This is a genomic window from Arthrobacter sp. YD4 (assembly GCF_030410515.1).
Lineage (GTDB): Bacteria > Actinomycetota > Actinomycetes > Actinomycetales > Micrococcaceae > Arthrobacter.
Genome location: NZ_JAUHHD010000002.1, coordinates 41,419 through 62,806 on the forward strand (window position 1 = coordinate 41,419; position 21,388 = coordinate 62,806).

The 21,388-nt window shown below is 70.9% G+C and carries 15 protein-coding genes and 1 tRNA gene; 10 read left to right on the top strand and 6 right to left on the bottom strand.

All coding sequences use genetic code 11. The features are described 5' to 3' along the window. Positions 1-48: 48 nt before the first annotated feature. Positions 49-1,884, bottom strand: a complete 1,836-nt coding sequence (locus tag QWJ39_RS04520) for a phosphoenolpyruvate carboxykinase (GTP) (protein ID WP_290256533.1) — start codon at positions 1,882-1,884, stop codon at positions 49-51. Between the two features lie 278 nt (positions 1,885-2,162). Between QWJ39_RS04520 and QWJ39_RS04525 the strand changes: the two genes are divergently transcribed. The 5 genes from QWJ39_RS04525 to QWJ39_RS04545 all read left to right on the top strand — a co-directional run bounded on the left by QWJ39_RS04525 (position 2,163) and on the right by QWJ39_RS04545 (position 7,435). Then, a tRNA-Arg gene (locus QWJ39_RS04525) sits at positions 2,163-2,236 on the top strand. A gap of 232 nt (positions 2,237-2,468) precedes the next feature. Beyond that, positions 2,469-3,923: an NAD(P)/FAD-dependent oxidoreductase gene (locus QWJ39_RS04530; RefSeq protein WP_290256534.1), complete on the top strand. Its 1,455-nt coding sequence runs from the start codon at positions 2,469-2,471 to the stop codon at positions 3,921-3,923. 103 nt (positions 3,924-4,026) lie between these two features. Then, positions 4,027-4,773 carry an ABC transporter ATP-binding protein gene (locus QWJ39_RS04535; protein WP_290256535.1) on the top strand — a complete coding sequence of 249 codons (747 nt, stop codon included), beginning with the start codon at positions 4,027-4,029 and terminating at the stop codon, positions 4,771-4,773. Continuing rightward, positions 4,770-6,815, top strand: a complete 2,046-nt coding sequence (locus tag QWJ39_RS04540; RefSeq protein WP_290256536.1) for a YhgE/Pip domain-containing protein — start codon at positions 4,770-4,772, stop codon at positions 6,813-6,815. The genes QWJ39_RS04535 and QWJ39_RS04540 overlap by 4 nt, the downstream gene beginning before the upstream one ends. Next, positions 6,812-7,435, top strand: coding sequence for a TetR/AcrR family transcriptional regulator (locus QWJ39_RS04545; RefSeq protein ID WP_290256537.1), 624 nt, complete (start codon positions 6,812-6,814; stop codon positions 7,433-7,435). The genes QWJ39_RS04540 and QWJ39_RS04545 overlap by 4 nt, the downstream gene beginning before the upstream one ends. A 635-nt stretch (positions 7,436-8,070) precedes the next feature. Here the strand turns inward: QWJ39_RS04545 and QWJ39_RS04550 are convergent. The 5 genes from QWJ39_RS04550 to QWJ39_RS04570 form a co-directional block, all read right to left on the bottom strand. Continuing rightward, positions 8,071-9,189 (bottom strand): EamA family transporter, encoded by a 1,119-nt coding sequence (locus QWJ39_RS04550; RefSeq protein ID WP_290256538.1) that lies wholly within the window; start codon positions 9,187-9,189, stop codon positions 8,071-8,073. A 48-nt stretch (positions 9,190-9,237) separates the two neighbouring features. Beyond that, on the bottom strand, positions 9,238-9,858 hold the full coding sequence (locus QWJ39_RS04555; protein ID WP_290256539.1) for a hypothetical protein: 621 nt from the start codon (positions 9,856-9,858) through the stop codon (positions 9,238-9,240). A 110-nt stretch (positions 9,859-9,968) separates the two neighbouring features. Further along, entirely contained in the window at positions 9,969-10,496 is a 528-nt protein-coding gene (locus QWJ39_RS04560; protein ID WP_290256540.1) for a histidine phosphatase family protein, read from the bottom strand. A gap of 47 nt (positions 10,497-10,543) precedes the next feature. Further along, positions 10,544-11,416, bottom strand: coding sequence for a winged helix-turn-helix domain-containing protein (locus QWJ39_RS04565; RefSeq protein WP_290256541.1), 873 nt, complete (start codon positions 11,414-11,416; stop codon positions 10,544-10,546). A 526-nt stretch (positions 11,417-11,942) separates the two neighbouring features. Next, positions 11,943-12,962 (bottom strand): hypothetical protein, encoded by a 1,020-nt coding sequence (locus tag QWJ39_RS04570; protein ID WP_290256542.1) that lies wholly within the window; start codon positions 12,960-12,962, stop codon positions 11,943-11,945. A 206-nt stretch (positions 12,963-13,168) separates the two neighbouring features. Here QWJ39_RS04570 and QWJ39_RS04575 point away from each other — a divergent pair, with 206 nt between their 5' ends. The 5 genes from QWJ39_RS04575 (at position 13,169) to QWJ39_RS04595 (ending at position 21,356) form a co-directional block, all read left to right on the top strand. Further along, entirely contained in the window at positions 13,169-13,909 is a 741-nt protein-coding gene (locus tag QWJ39_RS04575) for a response regulator transcription factor (protein ID WP_290256543.1), read from the top strand. A gap of 3 nt (positions 13,910-13,912) precedes the next feature. Beyond that, entirely contained in the window at positions 13,913-15,472 is a 1,560-nt protein-coding gene (locus QWJ39_RS04580; protein ID WP_290256544.1) for a HAMP domain-containing sensor histidine kinase, read from the top strand. Positions 15,473-15,563: 91 nt separating this feature from the next. Continuing rightward, positions 15,564-17,039, top strand: a complete 1,476-nt coding sequence (locus QWJ39_RS04585; protein WP_290256545.1) for a bifunctional glycosyltransferase family 2/GtrA family protein — start codon at positions 15,564-15,566, stop codon at positions 17,037-17,039. Beyond that, positions 17,040-19,169 (top strand): glycosyltransferase family 39 protein, encoded by a 2,130-nt coding sequence (locus tag QWJ39_RS04590; protein ID WP_290256546.1) that lies wholly within the window; start codon positions 17,040-17,042, stop codon positions 19,167-19,169. 3 nt (positions 19,170-19,172) lie between these two features. Then, a complete protein-coding gene (locus tag QWJ39_RS04595) occupies positions 19,173-21,356 on the top strand; it encodes a glycosyltransferase family 39 protein (protein WP_290256547.1) in 2,184 nt (727 codons plus the stop codon). The last annotated feature ends 32 nt before the right edge of the window (positions 21,357-21,388 follow it).

Sequence of the window (21,388 nt, forward strand, 5' to 3'; positions counted from 1 at the left end):
GGCCCCGCACCCGTAAAGGTGCGGGGCCGCCGTCGTGGTGCGGTAAGGCTAGGAGTGCGAAGCCATCCGGGCCTTGAGCGAGTCGAGTTCGGCGCGCAGGGCGTCCGGCAGCGAGTCGCCGAAGCGGGCGTACCATTCCTCGATCGAGGCCAGCTCGGTGTCCCATTCCTCGCGGTCCACGCGGACGGCGTCTTCGACGTGGGCGTGGGTCAGGTCCAGGCCGGTCAGGTCCAGGGCGTCGCCGGTGGGGACGTAGCCGATGGGGGTCTCGACGGCGTCGGCCTTACCCTCGATGCGCTCGATGGCCCACTTGAGGACACGGGCGTTGTCGCCGAAGCCAGGCCAGGCGAAGCCGCCGTCGGCGGTGCGGCGGAACCAGTTCACCAGGAAGATGCGCGGCAGTCGCTCCGGGTTGGCCTTGCCCGAGACGCTGATCCAGTGCTTGAGGTAGTCACCGGCGTCGTAGCCCATGAACGGCAGCATGGCCATCGGGTCGCGGCGCAGCACGCCCACCTGGCCGGAGGCGGCGGCGGTGGTCTCGGAGGAGAGGGTGGAGCCCATGAAGATGCCGTTGGTCCAGTCGCGGGCCTCGGTCACCAGCGGCACCGTGGTCTTGCGGCGGCCGCCGAAGAGGATCGCGGAGATTTCGACGCCCTCGGGGTTGTAGTACTCCTCGGCGAGCATGTCGACCTGGGAGATCGGGGTGCAGAAGCGCGAGTTCGGGTGCGCGGCCGGCTTGTCCGAGTCCGGGGTCCAGTCGTTGCCCTGCCAGTCGGTCAGGTGCGCGGGCACCTCGTCGGTCATGCCCTCCCACCACACGCCGCCGTCGTCGGTGAGCGCGACGTTGGTGAAGATGCTGTGGCCCTTGGCGATGGCACGCATGGCGTTCGGGTTGGTGCCCCAGCCGGTGCCGGGGGCGACGCCGAAGAGGCCGGCTTCGGGGTTGGTGGCGCGCAGCTCACCCTCCTTGCCGATCCGCATCCAGGTGATGTCGTCGCCGAGGGTCTCGACCTCCCACCCCTCGATGGTGGGGTCGAGGAGGGCGAGGTTGGTCTTGCCGCAGGCGGACGGGAACGCCGCGGAGACGTAGTACGACTTCTTCTCCGGGGAGGTGAGCTTGAGGATGAGCATGTGCTCGGCCAGCCAGTCCTCGTCCCGGGCCATCACCGAGGCAATGCGCAGGGCGTAGCACTTCTTGCCCAGCAGGGCGTTGCCGCCGTAGCCGGAGCCGTAGGACCAGATGGAGCGCTCCTCGGGGAAGTGCACGATCCACTTTTCCGGGTTGCACGGCCAGGCGACGTCGGCCTCGCCCTCTTCCAGCGGCGCGCCCAGGGAGTGCAGGGCGGGGACGTAGAAGGCGTTGGTGGCGGTGATCTTGTCCAGTACCTTGGTGCCGATGGTCGCCATGATCCGCATGGAGGCGACGACGTAGGCGCTGTCGGTGATCTCGACGCCGAACTTGGGATCCTCGGCGTCGAGGTGTCCCATCACGAAGGGAATGACGTACATGGTGCGGCCGCGCATGGAGCCGCTGAACAGGCCGCGCAGCTTCTCCTTCATCTGCGACGGTTCCATCCAGTTATTGGTGAAGCCGGCGTCGCGCTCGTTCTCCGAGCAGATGAAGGTCTGTTCCTCGACCCGGGCAACGTCGGCGGGATCGGAGAATGCCGCGAAGGAGTTGGGGAACAGCTTTTCGTTCAGCCGGGTCAGGGTGCCGGCGGCAACGAGCTCGTCGGTGAGCCGCGTGTTCTCCTCTTCCGAACCATCAACCCAGTGGATCCGATCCGGCTGGGTCAGTTCGGCTACCTCTTCAACCCACGCCAGTAGACCGGCATGCGTGGTGGGTGCTTTCTCAAGCAGCGGCATGTTCGCCAGATCGCCCATTACGGTTCCCTTCTTCGGGTTCAGTGGTGTGTCCTAAATGCTAGGGGTCGGCGTAGATTCAGATTCGGGACTTATTGCGTCTTGACGGTGTCGGGCAAAAGCAAAAACCGCGACATTCCGCGGAATAGTAAGTCCAAGCGATGGTTTATTTGTGATCAAGGTCACATAGACCGGTCTAGTCGCGGAGATTACAGCGCCTTCGATTTGGTTCTCGCGGCCCACCTCGCGTAAAGTAATTCGAGGTTCGGGGGAGCGAGAAACTCCGAAGAGCCGAAGATGCGCCCATAGCTCAGCTGGATAGAGCGTCTGTCTACGGAACAGAAGGTCAGGGGTTCGAATCCCTTTGGGCGCACCGAGAAAAGAAATCCGCACCGGTCCGCCGGTGCGGATTTTTTTATGCCCGCGGACTGCTGGGCCTGCACAGGGCCGGGCGCAGAGTTCCGGACGGGGGTGGGCACCGTGCCGCGCGCTCGGGTTCCGGAATGCCGCGGCGGATTCGGACCGGCGCACCCCGGGCCCGCGGCGCGCCAGTCCGGAACCGTAGCGCGGACCGCACGGGGCTGGCGCGGGGCTAGGCTGTTGCCATGACGGCGCAGATTGAACGGGAATTCGATGTCATCGTGATCGGCGCTGGCGCCGTGGGCGAGAACGTAGCGGAGCGGGTGGTCAAGGGCGGCCTCACCGCGGTCCTGATCGAGGCGGAACTGGTGGGCGGCGAGTGCTCTTACTGGGCCTGCATGCCATCGAAGGCCCTGCTGCGGCCGGGCACCGCACTGCACGGAGCCCAGAGCGTCCCCGGCGCCGAAGAGGCCGTCACCCGGGTCCTCGACACCGACGCCGTCCTGAAACGCCGCGACTACTTCACCTCCAACTGGCAGGACGACAGCCAGGTCGAGTGGGTGGAGAACACCGGCATCGAACTGATCCGCGGCCACGGCTGGCTCACCGGCGAGCGCCGGGTGGAGGTGGCCGGCCTCGACGGCAACAGCTACGCCCTCTCCGCCACCCGCGCCGTCGTCATCGCCACCGGGTCACGGCCCAGCATTCCGCCGATCGAGGGCCTGGACGACGTCGACTTCTGGACCACGCGGGAGGCCACCTCCACCCACGAGATCCCCGACCGCCTGGGCGTCCTGGGCGGCGGCGTGGCCGGCACCGAACTGGCGCAGGCCTTCGCCCGGCTTGGCTCCTCCGTGACCGTGGTGGCCCGCGGCGCCCTGCTGGGGACCTACCCGGAGGAGGCGGCGGACCTGGTCAAGGCCGGCCTGCGGGCCGACGGCGTCGAGATCCACGTCAACACAGCCACCAAGAGCGTCGCCACCAACGACGACGGCTCCCTCACCCTGGAGACCGGCGGCGGCACCGTCACCGTGGACAAGCTCCTCGTGGCCACCGGCCGCCACCCCGCATTGGAGGGGCTCGGCCTGGAGAGCGTGGGCCTGGCCGCCGAAGACGGCAAGGACCTGACACTGCGCACCGACGCAACCGGCCTGGTGCACGACGCGCAGGGCAACGCCGCCGGACCCTGGCTTTACGCCGTGGGCGACGCCGCTGGCAAGGTGATGCTGACCCACCAGGGCAAGTACGAGGCCCGCGCCACCGGCGACGCGATCGCCGCCCGCGCCGACGGCTCCCTGACCGGTGACCCGGCCCCGTGGAGCCGCTACGCCCAGACCGCCGACGAGCATGCCGTTCCCAATGTGGTCTTCACCGACCCGGAGCTGGCCAGCGTCGGTCGCAGCCTGGAGCAGGCGAAGAAGGACGGCTATACGGCGACCTCGGTGGAACTGCCGATCGAGGTGGCGGGTTCGTCCCTGCACTCGGAGCACTACAAGGGCTGGGCACAGCTGGTGGTGGACGAGGACCGCCGCGTCCTCCTCGGAGCCACCTTCGCCGGGCCGGACGTGGCGGAGCTGCTGCACGCCGCCACGATCGCCGTCGTGGGCGAGGTGCCGCTGGACCGGCTGTGGCACGCCGTCCCCTCCTACCCGACCGTCAGTGAGGTGTGGCTGCGGCTGCTTGAGAGTTACGGGCTGTAGCCGCCGCGGGAACCGGGCCTGTTCCGTTCCCCACATCTATTTGAACTGACCGGTCAGTTTAGTTAGCCTTGAAGCAGACAACTTCTGCGAAAGGCTCCTTTCCGTGCTCAGCGTTCACCAGCTCTCCGTCAAGGGCCGGCGCGTCCCGCTGCTCCCGCCCACCTCACTGCAGGCTTCCCGCGGCGAGCTGCTGCTCGTCACCGGCGACCGCCAGGACCAGCGCACCGCCCTGGCCCTGACCCTCTCCGGGCGGATGAAGCCCTCAGCGGGCACCGTCGAGTGGGACCGCTACGGCCGGATCAAGCAGCTGCGGCAGCGTGCCGCCGTCGTCGACGCCCCGGGCGTGAACGAACCCGAGCCGCACCTGAGCGTCCGCGACCTGGTGACCGAGGACCTTGCCCTGGTCCCCCGCCGGTACCGCGGAGCGCTGCTCAGCACGCCGTGGCTCAAGGTCAACCGGTTCGAGGACATCGCCGGCGCCTGGGCCGATGACCTGGCCGCCGACCGCCGGCTGGAGCTGCTGACCGCGCTGGCGCTGGCCAACCCGCGGACGGACCTGCTGGTGGTGGACTCCCCCGACCGCCACAGCGGCGATCCCACGGACTGGCTGCCCCGGCTCGAGGAGCTGGCGTACGACGCCGGCCGGCCGCTCGCCGTCGTCGCCACCGTCGCCGCCGTCCCCGCCGGCTGGACCGGTCCAGTCACCGCGATCGGCAACGCCGCTCCCGCCGTCGAAGCCGCAGAGGGTGCCGAACAACCCGAAGACCCCCAGACACCTTTGCCCGCCGGGGACCCCGCCGCAGCGCCGGCCCCCGCCGAACACTTCGTTGAAACCGAGGACATCCGATGACCGTCTTGCGGCTGGCCCGCTCCGAACTCAAGCGCATGACCGGTGGCCTGCTCCCGAAGCTGACCATCCTGGCCCTGACCCTGGTGCCGCTGCTCTACGGCGCGGTGTACCTCTACGCCAACTGGGACCCGTACGGGAAGCTGAACCAGATCGACGCCGCCCTGGTGGTCGAGGACACCGGCGCCGCCACCTCCGACGGCTCCCGCCTGGACGCCGGGCACAAGGTGGCGGACAGCCTGCTGGAGGCCCACAATTTCAACTGGCAGCAGGTCTCCAGCTCGGCGGACGCGGACGAGGGTGTCAGCAGCGGCAAGTACGCGTTCGCCCTGAAGATTCCCCGCGACTTCTCGGCCAATCTGGCTTCCCCCGGCAGCTTCGACGCGGCGAACCAGGCCATGCTGAACGTCACCACCAACGACGCGAACAACTACCTGCTCAGCACCATCGTGGACAAGCTGACGACGGCGGTTCACAGCACGGTCGCCAAGGAGGTGGGTGAGGAGACCGCCAACAAGCTGCTGACCGGTTTCGGCACCATCCACACGCAGATGCTCAAGGCCTCCGACGGCGCGCACAGCCTCGCCGACGGCGTCTCCTCGCTGCACACCGGCGCGGCCTCCCTGCACGAGGGCACCGGATCCCTCCGGAGCGGGGCCGCCGAACTGGCGGCCGGGCAGCACAAGCTGCTCGACGGTGCGAAAGCCCTCAACAGCGGCGCCGGGCAGCTCTCCTCCGGGCTGGGGCAGCTCAAAGACAAGACCGGCACCCTGCCGCAGGACTCGCGGCAACTGGCCGACGGTGCCGCCCAGGTGGCCGCCGGAAACGCAGCGCTCAACGCCAAGGTCCAGGGCCTGGCCGGGCAGATGGCCGCCGCCGACCAGGCCGCCGCCCAGGCCCAGCGCGCCAAGGTGGCGGAGTCGACGGCCCGCATGGTGGCCTCCGGGTTGATGCTCCAGCCCCAGGCCGACGCGCTGATGGCCGACTACGACGCCCACAACACCCCGGCCCCCTCCGGCGCGGCCGCAGCACTGAAGGGCGCCGCCGGGCAGATCCAGCAGCTCGCGGACGGTTCGGCAGCCGTCAGCGCGGGCGCCTCCCGGCTGGCCGGGGCGACGCCGGCCCTCACCGACGCCGTCGGCAAGGCCTCCGCCGGCGCCGACCAGCTGGCCAGCGGCTCCGCGGCCCTGGCCAGCGGGGAACAGAACGCCGCGGCCGGAGCGGACAAGCTCTCCGACGGTGCGGCACAGCTCGACGACGGTGCTGCGCAGCTGGACAGCGGCTCCGCCAAGGCGGCCGACGGCGCCGGCACCCTGGCCGGGGAGATCGCCAAGGGCGCGGGGCAGGTCCCGAACCCGGACGACTCGCAAAAGAACAGCCTGGCCAAGGTCATCGCCGACCCGGTGGCCGTCAGCAACGTCTCCCAGGCCAAGGCCGGCTCCTACGGTGCAGGGCTCGCCCCGTTCTTCCTCACCCTGGCCCTCTGGATCGGCATCTTCATGCTGGTCCAGGCCATGCGCCCGATCACGCAGCGCGCTCTGGCCTCCAACGCTCCGTCGTGGAAGATCGCCGCCGGCGGCTGGCTGCCGTTCCTGACGGTCGCGGCCGTCCAGGCCAGCCTGCTCACCCTGGTGGTGGACGTTGGACTGGGCCTGAACCCGGTCCACCCGGTGCTGATGTGGGTGCTGATGCTAGCCGCGGCGATGGCCTTCAGCGCCATCATCCAGGGCATCGTGGCGCTGCTGGGCACCCCCGGCAAGCTGGTGGTCCTGATCCTGCTGGTCCTGCAACTGGTCTCCTCCGGCGGCACGTTCCCGTGGCAGACCACCCCCGAGCCGCTGCACGTGGTGCACCAGGTCCTGCCGATGGGCTACGTAGTGGGCGGCATGCGTCACTTGATCTACGGCGCCGACCTGGCCGGGATCGTGCCCGTGATGCTGGGGCTGGTTGGCTACACTGTGCTGGGACTGGCGATGTCCGCCGTCGCCGTCCACAAACACAAGTTCTGGACGCTCAAGACCCTGAAACCGGAGATCGCGGTATGACCAGCAATGCCACCGAGGCCGGGGACAAGAAGCTCCGGCCCGGTCGCACCGGGGTCACCAAGCAGAAGCTGTTCGAGGCCTCCATGGAGCTGATCGGCGAACGCGGCGCGGCCGGGGTGACGGTGGACGAGATCGCCGCCGCCGCGGGCGTGTCCAAGGGCACGGTCTATTACAACTTCGGCAGCAAGTCGGACCTGATCGCGCAGCTGCTGCGGTACGGCGTGGACATCCTCATGACCCGGCTGCTCAGCGTCAAGGACGAGGCCGACGACCCGCTGCTGGCGATGGACGCGATGATCGGCCAGGCGATGGACTTCATGGCAGAGTACCCGTCCTTCGCCCGCCTCTGGGTCAGCGAGAACTGGCGCACCCCCAGCGAGTGGCAGGACACCTTCGCCGAGCTCCGCGGCCGCCTCCTGGGTGTCATCCGGGCATCGATCGAGGCCGTGGCCGCCCGCTACCCCGTCGATCCGGACATCTCCCGCGGCAGCCTGGAGACCGCGATCTTCGGCGCCTGCTTCGTCGTAGGGCTGGACCGGCAGACCTACAACCCGGAGCGGACCCGGGAACAGAGCGTCGCCGCGATCATGGCCAGCATGCGTGGCTACGTCCTGAAGTAGCCCCGCTCGGGGATGATGGATTCCATGCGCCACATGGGGAGAAGCGGGAAGACCGCCATCGGAGCCGCCCTCGCGGCGCTGGCCCTGCTGGTGCTGGCCGGATCCACCTTCAACGGAACGGTGGCGCTGTGGTTCCTTGCGGCCGCGGCGCTGGCCTACGTGGCGTGCGTGACCGAGGTGCTGGTCCGGCGCCGGCACAAGACTCTGCTGGCCAGCGGTGTGGGCAGTGTCCTCTTCATCGCGTTCGGCATCGCCTTCCTGCGCCAATGGGGGCTCGCGTTCAACCCGGACCCCGAGGCCATCTCCACGAAGGTCGACGCCGACCACCCGGACCTGTATTTCTACCTCTCGGCCCTCTCCGGAGCGATCACGCTGCTACTGCTCATCGCCGGCACGGTGCTACCCGGGCGGCGCCCCGCTCCGGGAATCCGGGCCGGCGGCCGGCCCGCCGCGCGGACCGCTGGCCGTGCGGGAACGGCCCAGCGCCGGCCCGCGGCGCGTCCGTCACGGCCCTCGACGGCGGTTCCGCGGCAGGCACCCGCCCGCCAGGGTACGGCGCGTCCGGCGTCGGCGGGACAAGGCGGCGCACGGCAACCGGCCCGGCAGCCCGCCGCACGCCAGGCGACGACCTCCCGTCAGTCGACCGCCCGGCCCACTGCCCGTCCCGCCGCCAAACCGTCGGCGCAGAAGTCTGCCGGGTCCAAGTCCTCCGGCTCCACGTCCTCACGTTCCACATCGTCCGGTTCCACGACGTCGGCGCCCAGGGCTTCGGGAGCCAAGGCCGGGGCCAAGGCGCCCTCCGCGGCGAAAGGCGCCGGCACGGCAACCCCGCGCCCGGGGTCAGCGGCCGCTCCGGGCCGGTCCGCCACCCGGCGCTGAGCCGGACCGTTCCGTCCGCGCAGCACCGCCGTCGCGACCCCGGCCAGCAGAAGCAGCCCGCCGGCGATTTCCGCGGCAGAGGGCCGCTCCGACAGCACCAGCCAGGCGGCGGTCATTCCCACCACAGGTACCAGCAGGGTGAAGGGCACCACCGCGGAGGAGGGATAGAGACCCAGCAGCCGGTTCCAGATCCCGTACCCGATCAGCGAGCCGAAGACCGCGGTGTACAGCGCGCTGATCAGGGTGACCGGCTGGACGTGGAGCAGTGCGTCGGACACGGCGGCCGGGCCGTCCATCAGGAGCGACAGCCCGGCCAGCGGCAGCGGAACCACCGCCCCGGACCAGACAACCAGGCCCAGGCCGGAGGCGGCCTTCGCCCGCCGCACCACCACGTTGCCGCCGGCCCAGGAGAGCGCGGCCGCGAGCACGATCAGCAGGGGCAGCAGCGGGGCCACCAGGCTGCGGCCCACCGCCACCACCGCCAGGCCCACGATGCCCAGGATCACGCCGGCGAGCTGCCGCCGGGTGGGCCGCTCGGACAGAATGCCGGCGGCCAGCAAAACGGTCATCAGGACCTGTGCCTGGATGACCAGGGAGGCCAGGCCGGCGGGCATGCCGAGGGCCATCCCCAGGTAGAGCAGGCCGAACTGGCCGGCGCTCATCAGCAGCCCGACAACGATGATCACCCGCCAGCTGACGTCGGGTTTCCGGATGAAGAAGATGCAGGGGAACACCACCAGGGCGAAGCGCATCGCGACGAAGAGCAGCGGCGGCATGGTTCCCCCGGGCGGGTGCAGCCCGAGGTCGATGGCGACGAAGTTGACTCCCCAGAGAAGGGCCACCAGCAGGGCAAGGGCCGAGTGCCGGGGGCTCATCGGGCGGCCTTGATGACTGTGGCGATGACGGTGGCGCCCGGGGTGGCCTCAGAGATTGCGAGGGCGCTCGCCGTGCGCCGGACCGGCGTCGTGACGGACATCGGGCGACGGAGCGCGCGCGGCGTCGACCCCGGCGGTGTCGCCGTCGAGGCGCTCCCCGACCGGGTGCTCGACCGGGCGCTCCGCCGTGGCCCGCTCCCCTGCGGCACGCTCGGCAGCCGCGTGCGCGCCGTTCGGGTGCGTACCTGCTTCGTCCCGGTCATCGGCGGTCCCGCGGTGGCTCCGGTCCCGGCGGAGTTGGCCGGTGTCCGGGGCAGGCTCGTGCCCGCGGCGGGAGGAGTCGACGTCGGGGTCCACCTCGTCCGCCTTGCGCAGCTGCTCCTCGGCGCCGGCACGCACGGACGCGGCCTGTTCCTGGGTGCCGCGCGCCTGCTGGCGGAGGCGCTCTGCCTCGACCTCGGCGGCCTTGGCATCCGCCTCCGCGCGTGCGGCCATGGCCTCATGTTCCTTCGCGGCGAGCTGATCCGCTTCCGCCTTTTCACGCATCTCGGCCGCACGGTTGCGGTCCGCTTCGTTCCGGCGCTTCCGGCTGATGCTGACTGCCACCGCAATGATCGCCAGCACGACAACAATGCCGACGATAATCCCCACGAGCTGTCCTGAATCCACGTTGATCCACCTTTCCTCGGTTGCCTTACCTGCCGGCCGCAGTGCGACTGCCCCGACAGGCCCAGTAAACACCACCACCTGATGCCTGACTATGGCACGGCGCACCGAAGTCAGCGGGCGCGCGGCACCGTGAAGTGGGTCAGCCGGGCGTCCTGGCCGTCCAGTTCGGCCCAGGGCTTCTCGGTCTCAAGCACCGTCAGACCGCTGGTGGGGTAGCGGGTGGCCGCGTCCATGTAGGCGTCGTGGTTCGAGTCACGGGAGGCCAGGTGCATGGCCAGGTCCTGCACGCCGGGCATGTGGGAGATGACCATCAGCGTGGAAACGGTGTCCGGGACGTGGTTGATCACTGAGAGCATGGCCAGCGCGGATGCCCCATACAGGCCCGGTTCGAGTTTGGGGGTGGGGGCCTTGTCGCCCAGTTCGCTGCACACCCAGGTGCAGGTCTGCCGGGTACGCAGGGCACTCGAGCAGAGGATGAAGTCGGGGACGACGCCGTGCTTCAGCAACCAGGCGCCGGCCACGGGCGCGTCCCGGTGGCCGCGCTCTTCCAGCGGCCGGTCGTGGTCCGCCACGCCGCCCGGCCAGTCGGCCTTGGCGTGGCGCATGATCACGAGGCGTCGGAGGTGGTGCTGGCTCATGGGCCAAGCCTAGCCGGAGGCACCGCCGCGGCGGTGCCTCCGGGGCACTAGATGGAGTATTCCGGAGCGGCCCAGACGACGACCTCGGGGTGCTCGTAGAAGCGGTAGCCCTGGCCGCGGACCGTGCGGACCGTGTTCGCCAGGCGGCCGAGCTTCGAGCGGAGACGGCGGATGTGCACGTCGATGGTGCGCTCGTTGGGGACCTCTTCGGCGTTCCGCCACAGGCCCTCGAGGAGTTCGTCGCGGCCGACGGTGCGGGTGCCGTTCTCCACCAGGTAGTTCAGCAGTTCGAATTCCTTGAACGTCAGGTTCAGCGATTCGCCGTCGAGGGCCACCTCGCGGCGGGCCAGGTCGATCAGGACGCCGGACGGGCGGGGTTCCTGGGCCTGCTGCAGGCGGGCGGTTTCGGCGCGCTGGCGGGCGGCACCGGCGGTGGGGTCACCGAAAGTGGAGCGGACGACGTCGAGGGCGGACCCCGGAGCGGAGGCCGGGGCGACGGCGACGGCGGCGTAGCTCTCCGCGCCGGCCACCAAGGACTGGGCGTAGGCGCGGATTTCCTGGGCCAGCTTGGCGATGGAGGTCCCGGCGGCGGCGGCGGTCTCCTCGTCGATGCCCATGTAGAGGACGAATCCGCGGGCGACGTTGTCGGAGGGCACCGGGCGGACGGGGGCCTCACCGGCGGCGATGACCGGGGTGGGGGCGGTGGCGGGTGCTGAGTCGGCCGCGGGGACGGCGCGCAGCTGTCCGTACGAGGTGGGGTTGTAGCCCTGCGCCGCGTAGCCGGGGGCGGGGTAGCTGGTGCCGGATCCCGCCGGGCCGAAGCTGGGGCGGCCGCCGAAGCCCTGGCGGATACCGGAGGCCTGGCCGGCCTTGGCGGCGTTTCGAACGGAGATGTGGACGTATCCGGATGCAACTGACATGGAATGCTTACCTCAATGTGAATGGCCGTCATCGCGGCTCGAATGCTGGGTCCCCGCAATGAAACTGGGGAGGGCGCCCGACTCTGGGCTGGGGGCGAATGCCTATAAACGTTCTGGGGTGGAGAAGTTAGGCGTGCATTCGACAACAGCGCATCTCAGTACCAGCTGGTGCGCTGATCCCGGAAACTGCGGCTGCAGGTGCTGTTGAGTTCTTGTTCACAGTTGAAGTGTGCAACGTAACAAAGCGAACTAGCAAGTAACAATGGACGTGAAAGTCCGCATAGTGAGACGAATGCGGCGATTGTCGCGCATATCACAATTCTACGGGACGACGAATTGGCGACTCCTGAGCCCTCGATGAACTAAATGAGAGCCTGCATTCGAATATTATTCGAATGCAGGCTCTCATTCAGTGATTGCGTTCGGGTTGATAGCCGCGGATGGAATTCCGCCCACGGCAGGACCTCCGGTCGAAATGTCCACAGAGTGGTCACCCTCAAATGGGCTCTCCTGGGGGCCGGACCTCCTAGTTCGACTGTCCAAGGTCGGCTTGGCCGCCGTCCTGGCCTCCCGGCTGGCCGCCGCCTGCTTGGCCGTCCCCCGGCTGCCCCGTGCCGGTGGCCGTCGCCGCCACCAGCATCACGGACTTCGCCGAGTAGCCGGACCCGTCCTTGGTGGCGGTCAGCCTCACGGTCGCCCCGGAGACGATGTCCGCCACACTGAGCTGGGTCCCGGTTGAACCGGTACCGCCGGACTGCTGGCGGCGCTGCTGCAGAGTGCTCACCGTCACCCCGTCCCCCAGGACATAGCTGCGGGTGAAGCCGTCGGCGCTCTTGACCGTGACCGACGTCGAGCTGACCTCGGTCACCGTGCCCAGCTGTTCGGCCATGGAGGTGTAGGTGGTGCCGTCGAGGACGACGTATTCGGCGTGCACGGCGGCGGAGAGGCCCCCGGCCATTCCGCCCAACCCGTCCGGGCCGAAGCCGCCGCGGCCCGACGCCGAGCCCCCGGTTTGGCCGCCCTGCTGGCCACCGGGCATCCCTTGGCCGTTGAACTGCGGGCCGCCCGCCGCTGCGCCGTCCCCGCTGGCCGCGGCCGAGCTGGACGTCAGCGCGTAGACACCGGCGCCGGCGCCGACGGCGATAACGGCAGCCACCCCGCCGGCGGCGAGGCCGCGCCGGACGGTCCATGGCTTGTCCGCCTGGGAACCCGCGGCCCGGCCGGCAGGCGCGCCCCACCCGGGGGCCGCCTGGGCCGGAGCCGCCTGGGCCGGGTACCCCGCAGGGCCCGGCTGCGCAGGCTGGTCCGGTTGGCCGGGATGCGCTGCTCCGGAATGGGCGGCTGTGTCGGGGTACGACGGCGCGCCCCACCCCGGCGCGGCTTCCGGCTGCGGCGCGGACTGCCGGGGCGCAGATTCCTGCTCCGGCGCCGTCACCGGCTGCGGGGCCGAGACCGGCTGCGGCGCCGTCACCGGCTGCGGGGTGGTGTCCGGGTTGTGGCCGCCGTCGGCAGGCTGCGGGATCTCTTCGGGCTGCTGGTGGTTCATGCTGTTCTCCTGGCTCGGAAGGTGGGGCTGTTTTCACCAGCGTGGGCAGTGAGGCTGTGCCGGGGCTGTGAGGTCTTCCAGCCCCCCCTGTGATCCGCGGAAGCCCCGGCCTGCCCCGGCAGCGCCCAGCTGGGTAGGCTGGGATTCACAGGTGCCGCACAGGATCCCCAAAGCCGCACCTAACCGGCAGAACGGAGAGTCGAACCATGGCCTCGTCGCACTCCATGACCAATAACCTTCCGCAGCTGACCCACCCGGACGGCTCCCCCATCCGCGCCCTGGTGGTGGATGACGAACCCAGCCTCTCCGAGCTGATGAGCATGGGCCTGCGAATGGCAGGCTGGTCCGTGGCGGTGGCCGCGGACGGCCCGGAGGCGGTCAAGCTGGCCAAGGACTTCCGGCCCGACGTGCTGGTACTGGACGTCATGCTCCCCGGATTCGACGGCGTCGAACTCCTGAGCCGGATCCGCACCTTCGCGCCCGAGGTCCCGGCACTGTTCCTCACCGCCAAAGACGCCGTGCAGGACCGCATCACCGGCCTCGCCGCCGGCGGGGACGACTACGTCACCAAACCCTTCAGCATGGAGGAAGTCCTGCTGCGCCTGCACCGCCTGGTCCAGCGCTCCGGCGTGGCCGCCCTGGACACCGCCGAGCTCGTCGTCGGGGACCTGGTCCTGAACGTGGACACCCGGGATGTGACCCGCGCCGGGGAGGAACTGCACCTGACGGCCACCCAGTTCGAGCTGCTGCGCTACCTGATGGAGAACCCCAAGCGGGTCATCAGCAAGGCCCAGATCCTGGACCGCGTCTGGGACTACGACTTCGGCGGCCAGGCCAACATCGTGGAGCTCTACATCTCCTACCTGCGCAAGAAGATCGACGCCAACCACGCCCCGATGATCCACACCGTCCGCGGCGCGGGCTACGTCCTGAAACCGGCGGACTGATCCGTGCCCACTCTCTCCGGTGTCACGCCGGCCCCCGGGCATGACTGGCGCAACCCCTCCACCTGGCACCTGCGCACCCGCCTGGTGCTCGTGGCCATGGCCCTGCTGGTGACCATCTGCGGCGCGGTAGGCGTCTTCAGCTACGTATCCATGGACTCGTTCCTGACCCATCAGCTGGACGAACAACTCGGCGCTGCCGCTCACCGTTCCAACGAATTCGGCCGCCCGGACTCCGGCAGCCCGGGCGGGCGTCCGGACCCGCTGGAGGCAAAGGGGCAGGGCATCGGCACATTGAATGCCCGGGAGCAGAACGGCAGGATTGCCAGCGCCGGGTTCCTCGCCGGCGATGCCACCCGCAAGAGCCTCTCCGCGGACGACAACGCGGTGCTGCTGGGCCTCACGCCCAACGCCGCGCCCGTCGACCGCACGCTCTCCGCCGGAGCGTACCGGCTGATCGCCACCCAGACGCAGTACGGGGACATCATCGTCACCGGCCTGCCCTTGGAGGAAAAGCAGAACACGCTCGGGTCCCTCGTCGGCACCCTCGCCGCGGTGTCCGCCGGCGGCCTGGTGCTGATCGGCCTGATTGGCACCGCGCTGATCCGGCGCACCATGGAGCCGCTGGAGAAGCTCTCCGAAGTGGCAACGAAGGTTTCGCGCCTGCCGCTCGACGCCGGCGAGGTGGCGCTGGGCGTGCGCGTCCCGGCGTCGGCCGCGCACCCCGGTACCGAGGTGGGCAGCGTGGGCCACGCGCTGAATCAGATGCTGGACAACGTCTCGAACGCGCTGCAGGCCCGGCAGGAGAGCGAGATGAAGGTGCGCCAGTTCGTCGCGGATGCCTCGCACGAGCTGCGCACCCCGCTGACCGCCATCCGCGGCTACACGGAGTTGATGCGGATGACCGAGCACTTCACCCCCGACGGCGAGAAATCGCTGGCCCGGGTGCAGAGCCAGTCGGAGCGGATGACCGCCCTGGTGGAGGACCTGCTGCTGCTGGCCCGGCTGGACGAGGGGCAGCCGCTGAAGATGGCCGACGTCGACCTCACCCAGCTGGCCGTCGAAACGGTCAGCGACGAGAAGGTCATGGCCCCGGACCGGAGCTGGAAGCTGGACCTGCCCGAGGAGCCCGTGGTGGTGCGCGGCGACACCACGGCCCTGCACCAGGTCCTCGCGAACCTGCTCTCCAACGCCCGCAAACACACTGATCCCGGCACCACCGTGGTCACCCGGGTGATGCGGTCCGCCGACGGCAGCGCCGTGGTGTCCGTGACCGACGACGGCGCAGGGATCGCCCCCGAATTCCTGGGCAAGGTCTTCGCCCGGTTCGCCCGCGCCGATGCCTCCCGCGCCAACCCCGCCGAACGTGCGGGGGCCCGGGGCGCGGCGGGTGCAGGTGCGGGGCCGGGGGCAATCGCGACCGCGACGGCGGTGCAGGGCACCAGCGGGCTGGGCCTGTCGATCGTGCAGTCGATCGTGGCGGCGCACGGCGGGACCGTGGAGGTCAGCTCGCGTCCGGGCCGGACCGAATTCGCGGTCCGGCTGCCGGCGGCACCGCCCGCCTGACGCACCCCTCTGACGCCCGCGCGCGGACTTCCACAGCAGGCACACAGCATTCCCCCAATCCCCTCATACCGGGGGCCGGGACAGTGGAGACATGACTTCCACAGACCAGGCACCAGGTACCCTGTCCCGTTCCGGGCCCGCCCCCGCCGGCACCCAGTCTGACGCGCCGGCATCCATCACCAGCGTCGGCCCGGCAGCTTCGACCCCGGCAGCGCCGCTCCCGGCGGCGCTGACCGGCGTCGGCCGCCGCCGATCGCCGATCGACACCCGGTCAGCGGTGCCGGTACTGGACGTCACTATCCCCGTCTTCAACGAGGAACGCGACCTCGAAGCCTGCCTGCGCCGGCTCCACGCCTACCTGCTGGGTTCCTTCCCGCACCCGTTCCGGATCACAGTGGCGGACAACGCCAGCACCGATTCGACGCTGCAGACCGCCGAGCGCGTGGCCCGCGAATTGCCGGAGGTCGCCGTCGTGCACATGGCCGAAAAGGGCCGCGGCAATGCGCTGCGCCGGGTCTGGCTCGCGTCGCCGTCGCCCGTCCTGGCGTACATGGACGTGGACCTCTCAACGGACCTGGCCGCGCTGGGACCGCTGTTGGCCCCGCTGATCTCCGGCCACTCGGACCTGGCGATCGGCACGCGCCTGACCCGCAACTCCCGCGTCATCCGGGGCCCGAAGCGGGAATTCATCTCGCGCAGCTACAACTTCCTGCTGCACTCGCTCCTCGGCGCGCACTTCAGCGACGCCCAGTGCGGGTTCAAGGCCATCCGGGCCGACATCGCCCGGGAACTGCTACCGCACACTCTGGACAACGCCTGGTTCTTCGACACCGAACTGCTGGTGCTCGCCGAACGCTGCGGACTCCGGGTGCATGAGGTCCCGGTGGACTGGACCGACGATCCGGACTCCAGCGTCGACATCGTCCAGACGGCGGCCGCGGACCTGCGCGGCATGGCCCGCCTCAGCCGCGACCTGGTGTCCGGCAAGATCCCCGTCCCGGAACTGCGCGCCGCGCTGGCCCGCGGCCCGCTGCCCGCGTCCTCCCGCGGACCGGAACAAAGCCCCGGCGGCAGCCTCTTCGGGCAACTGGTCCGGTTCGGCAGCATCGGCGTCGCCTCCACCCTGGCCTACCTGCTGATCTTCCTGGCCTGCCGCGGCGTCATGGACCCGCAGCTGGCGAACTTCCTGGCGCTGCTGATCACCGCCGTGGCCAACACCGCGGCCAACCGGCGCTTCACCTTCGGCATCCAAGGCAGCAGTTATGCGGTCCGCCACCACTTCGAGGGCCTGCTGGTTTTCGGGCTGGGGCTCGGCCTGACGTCCGGGGCGCTGCTGCTGGTGCACGGCGCCTCCGGCGGTACCCCCGACCGCTGGGTGGAACTAGCCACCGTCACCGCGGCCAACCTCGCGGCCACCGCCGTGAAATTCCTGCTCTTCCGGCTGGTGGTGTTCCGGGACCGCCCCGGAACCGCAGCCCCGCCCGCGCCCCGCACCCCGGTCCCCGCGCATGGCACCCCGGCGCAGTCCGCCGCCACAGCGTCCCTCCCCACAGAAACGGCCCGATAAATGACCGCCACCCTCAGCCCCGCCGACGGGACCCGGCCCTCCGGCCCGCTCCCCCGCACCGACTCGCCGATGCCGGCCGCCTCGTCCGATACCCCCGATACCTCCGCTTCGCGCCGCCGGCGCCTGCTGTTCGGTGACCAGCCGCGCTGGGTCCGGCCCTCCGCTGCCCTGCTGCTCATCGGGACCGCAGTGCTCTACCTGTGGAACCTCGCGGCCACCGGTTACGGCAACACCTTCTACGCCGCGGCCATCCAGGCCGGCACCAAGGACTGGACCGCCCTGCTGTTCGGCTCCCTTGACGCCGGCAACGCCATCACCGTGGACAAGCCCCCGGCCGCGCTCTGGATCCCGGCCCTGGCCGGCCGGATCGTTGGCTTCTCCCCGCTCAGCATGCTGGTGCCGCAGGCCCTCATGGGCGTGGCCGCCGTCGGACTCCTGTACCTGACCCTGAAGCGGGTCTCCGGTCCGGCCGCGGGCCTGCTGGCCGGCGGGGCCTTGGCGCTCACGCCCGTGGCCGCCCTCATGTTCCGCTTCAACAACCCCGACGCCATGCTGACCCTCTGCCTGGTGTTCGCGGCGTACCTCACCACCCGGGCGATCGAGAAGGCCGGCTGGGGCTGGCTCGCCGCGGCCGGTGCGGTGATCGGCCTGGCGTTCCTGACCAAGATGCTGCAGGGCTTCCTGATCGTGCCGGGTCTGGGCCTGGCCTACCTTTGGGCCGCCCCGGTCAGCCTTCGGCGCCGGCTGCTGCACCTGCTGGGCGCGGCCGCCGGAATCCTGGTGGTGGCCGGCAGCTACGTGGCGCTGTTCCAGTTGACCCCGGCGTCGGCCCGTCCGTACATGGCCGGCTCCACGACCAACAGCTTCCTCGAACTGACCTTTGGCTACAACGGCCTGGGCCGGATCACCGGGTCCGGCGAGGGCAGGCCGGGCGGCTCTGCCGGCCTCGGCGGGGCAACTGACCTTGGCGGCGCGGCCGGCGCTGCCGGGGCAGCCGGCGGCGCCGGCGCGGGTGGCTTTGGCGGGAACGCCAGCTTCGGCGGGGCCGCCGGGATCGCCCGGATGTTCGGCACCAGTTTCGGCGGCGAGGTGTCCTGGCTGTTGCCCGGGGCGCTGATCCTCCTGCTGGCCGGCCTGTGGTTCACCCGGCGCGAGGCCCGGACCTCCGCGACCCGTGCGGCCCTGCTGCTCTGGGGCGGCTGGCTGGTGGTCACCGCGGGCATCTTCAGCTTCATGAGCGGCATCGTGCACCCGTATTACGCGGTGGCGCTGGCCCCCGCGGTCGCGGCCCTCGTGGGCCTGGGCGGCGTGCAGCTCTGGCGCGGCCGGTCCTTCTGGCCGGCGCGGCTGGTCCTGGCGGTCACGGTGCTGGCGACCTCGATCTGGTCCGCGGTGCTGCTGGGCCGGGATCCGTCGTGGCTGCCCGGGCTGCGGGTGGCCGTGGTGATCCTCGGTGTCCTCGCCGCGGCGGCGCTGATGCTGCAGCTTGACCGGCTGCGGGCCATTCCCGCCGCGCTCCGCAAGGCGGCCACCGCCGGCGTCGTCATCCTCACCCTGCTGGCCGGCGGCCTGGGCACGGCGGCGTGGACGTTCGCGACGGCGGCCCAGCCGCACTCGGGTTCGATCCCGACCGCCGGGCCCACGGGCTCCGCGATGGGCGGCTTCGGGGCGGCCGGCCGGACGCGCGGCACCGGGACGGGAAGCACCGACGGCACCGGCTTCCCCGGCGGCCAGGACACGGCGGCACCGAACGCGGCTGGCCCCACCGCGGGAGGCGCTGGGGGCCCGGGAGGCGCAACCGCCTCCACCGAGCTCGCCGCACTGTTGAAAACCTCGACGGCGAAATGGTCGGGAATCGTCTCCGGCGCCACCTCCGCCGCTGACCTGGAACTCGCCACCGGCACCAACGTGATTGCCCTCGGCGGCTGGAACGGCGGCGACCCGTACCCCACCCTGGCCCAGTTCCAGGCCATGGTGGACCGCGGGGAGATCGGCTACTTCATCGCCGGTGGCGGCATGGGCGGTATGGGCGGCGGCCGGGGCGGAAACTCCGAGGTCGCGGCCTGGGTTGCCGCCAACTACCAGGCACAGACCGTCGGCTCCACCACCGTCTACAAGCTGGCGGGCTAGGCCATGACTGCTTCCACCGACCTCACAAGCACCGGGTCCGCCGTCACTTCACCCGCCGGGCCCGGGCCCGGCGCAAGCCCGGCGACTGAGGCTGCCGGCTCCGGGCTGCGCCACCCGCGGTGGCGCGGTGGCCGCCGGAACCTCCGGCCGCAGGCCTCCACTCGGCAGCACCCCGGGCCGCCCCGATCCCGGCGGAAGGCGCTGGCGCAGCGGGCGGAACTGGCCGTCCTGCTGGCCGGAACCGCGGTCCTCTACGTCTGGAACCTCGGCGCCTCCGGCTGGGCGAACGCCTTCTATTCCGCGGCGGCGCAGGCCGGCTCGCAGGACTGGACGGCCTGGTTCTTTGGTTCCTCGGACGCGGCAAACGCCATCACGGTGGACAAGCCGCCGGCGTCGCTCTGGGTGATGGGCCTGTCCGTGCGGCTTTTCGGGCTGAGCTCCTGGAGCGTCCTGGCGCCCGAGGCTCTGATGGGTGTCGCGACGGTGTGGCTGGTCTACCTGACCGTCCGCCGGGCCGCCGCACCCGCGACGGCGGACGCCCGGCTGGCCCACCGCGCCGGACTGGTCGCCGGTGCGGTGATGGCCCTGACCCCCGTGGCCGTGCTGATGTTCCGCTTCAACAACCCGGATGCCCTGCTGGTCCTGCTGATGACGGCCGCCGCCTACGCGGTGCTGCGCGCCATCCAGGACGCCCGGCTGCGCTGGCTGCTGCTGGCCGGGGTGCTGCTGGGCTTCGGGTTCCTGACCAAGCAGCTGCAGGTGCTGCTGGTGGTCCCGGGCTTCGCCGCGGCCTACCTGCTCGCCGGACGCGCGGGCCCGGGCCGGCGGCTGCTGCACCTGCTGGCGACGGGAGCGGCGATGGTGGTGGCGGCCGGCTGGTGGCTGGCCGCCGTCGAGCTCACCCCGGCGGCGGACCGGCCCTATATCGGCGGCTCGCAGGGCAACTCGATCCTGGAACTGACCCTGGGCTACAACGGCCTGGGCCGGCTCAGCGGGGACGAGACGGGGAGCGTCGGCGGCGGCAACGGCTGGGGCACCCCCGGCCTGCTCCGGCTTTTCAACAGCGAGTTCGGCGGGCAGATCGCGTGGCTGTTGCCGTCGGTGCTGCTGCTGGCGGCTGGGCTGCTGTGGCTGGGCCGGCGGGCGCCACGGACCGACGCCGTCCGCGCCTCCGTGGTGGTCTGGGGCGGCTGGGTGCTGGTCACCGGGCTGACGTTCAGCCTGATGGCCGGCATCATCCACCCGTATTACATGGTGGCGCTGGCCCCGGGGGTCGCCGGGTTGGCCGGTCTGGGGTCGGTGCTGCTGTGGCAGCGGCGGGATCAACCCGTTGCCGCCGGGACGCTCGCCGCCGCGGTGGCCGCGGCCGGTTTCATGGCTTTCGAGCTGCTGGGCCGCACGCCCGCGTTCGTTCCGTGGCTGCGCTGGCTGGTGCTGGCCGTGGCGCTGGCAGCGGCCGTCGGCGTGATGGTTCCGGCCGTCCGGGCCCGGGTCGCCGGCGCGTCCGCCGCCGGGACCACTGGCCCGCTGTCCCCTGGCGGCCCGACGGCGGCGCTGTTGGGACGGACGACGGCGGGACTCGCCGTCGTCGCGGCCCTCGCCGGTCCCCTGGCGTACTCGCTGTCCACCGCCGCCACCGCGCATTCCGGCTCGATCGTCAGCGCGGGGCCTGCGGTGGGCGGCCGGGCGGGCCTGCCGGCCATGTTCGGCGGCACGGGCGGAGCCATGGGCACCGCGCAGGGCAATCCCTTCGGCCCGACCAACGGCTCCAACGGCACGGGAACGGCTGGCACCGGCCGCGGCCAGGGCTTTGGCCAGGGCGGCGCAATGGGCGGGCTCCTCGGCGCGACCACCCCGTCGTCTACCCTGGTGGATGCCCTCGAAACGGACGCCGGCCGCTACACCTGGGCGGCGGCCGTCGTCGGGTCCAACAACGCCGCCGGTTACCAGCTCGCCACGCAGCTGCCCGTAATGGCCGTGGGCGGGTTCAACGGCACCGACCCCGCGCCCACGCTTGAGCAGTTCCAGCAGTACGTCGCCGACGGCCGGATCCACTACTTCATCGCCGGGCGCACTATGCAGGGCGAAAGCGGATCCGACGACGCCGCCAGGATCGCGGACTGGGTGGCGGCCACCTACCCCGCCCAGAGCGTCGGCGGCACCACGGTGTACCTGCTGGCGAAGTAGCCGCTCCGGACGGTCCGCCGTTTCGACGGTTC

Bases quoted from the DNA above. Each gene is read 5' to 3' on its own strand.
- QWJ39_RS04590 (WP_290256546.1), top strand. From the start codon at position 17,040: ATGACCGCCACCCTCAGCCCCGCCGACGGGACCCGGCCCTCCGGCCCG.
- QWJ39_RS04545 (WP_290256537.1), top strand. From the start codon at position 6,812: ATGACCAGCAATGCCACCGAGGCCGGGGACAAGAAGCTCCGGCCCGGT.
- QWJ39_RS04520 (WP_290256533.1), bottom strand. From the start codon at position 1,884: ATGGGCGATCTGGCGAACATGCCGCTGCTTGAGAAAGCACCCACCACG.
- QWJ39_RS04575 (WP_290256543.1), top strand. From the start codon at position 13,169: ATGGCCTCGTCGCACTCCATGACCAATAACCTTCCGCAGCTGACCCAC.
- QWJ39_RS04530 (WP_290256534.1), top strand. From the start codon at position 2,469: ATGACGGCGCAGATTGAACGGGAATTCGATGTCATCGTGATCGGCGCT.
- QWJ39_RS04550 (WP_290256538.1), bottom strand. From the start codon at position 9,189: ATGAGCCCCCGGCACTCGGCCCTTGCCCTGCTGGTGGCCCTTCTCTGG.
- QWJ39_RS04595 (WP_290256547.1), top strand. From the start codon at position 19,173: ATGACTGCTTCCACCGACCTCACAAGCACCGGGTCCGCCGTCACTTCA.
- QWJ39_RS04560 (WP_290256540.1), bottom strand. From the start codon at position 10,496: ATGAGCCAGCACCACCTCCGACGCCTCGTGATCATGCGCCACGCCAAG.
- QWJ39_RS04570 (WP_290256542.1), bottom strand. From the start codon at position 12,962: ATGAACCACCAGCAGCCCGAAGAGATCCCGCAGCCTGCCGACGGCGGC.
- QWJ39_RS04585 (WP_290256545.1), top strand. From the start codon at position 15,564: ATGACTTCCACAGACCAGGCACCAGGTACCCTGTCCCGTTCCGGGCCC.
- QWJ39_RS04540 (WP_290256536.1), top strand. From the start codon at position 4,770: ATGACCGTCTTGCGGCTGGCCCGCTCCGAACTCAAGCGCATGACCGGT.
- QWJ39_RS04565 (WP_290256541.1), bottom strand. From the start codon at position 11,416: ATGTCAGTTGCATCCGGATACGTCCACATCTCCGTTCGAAACGCCGCC.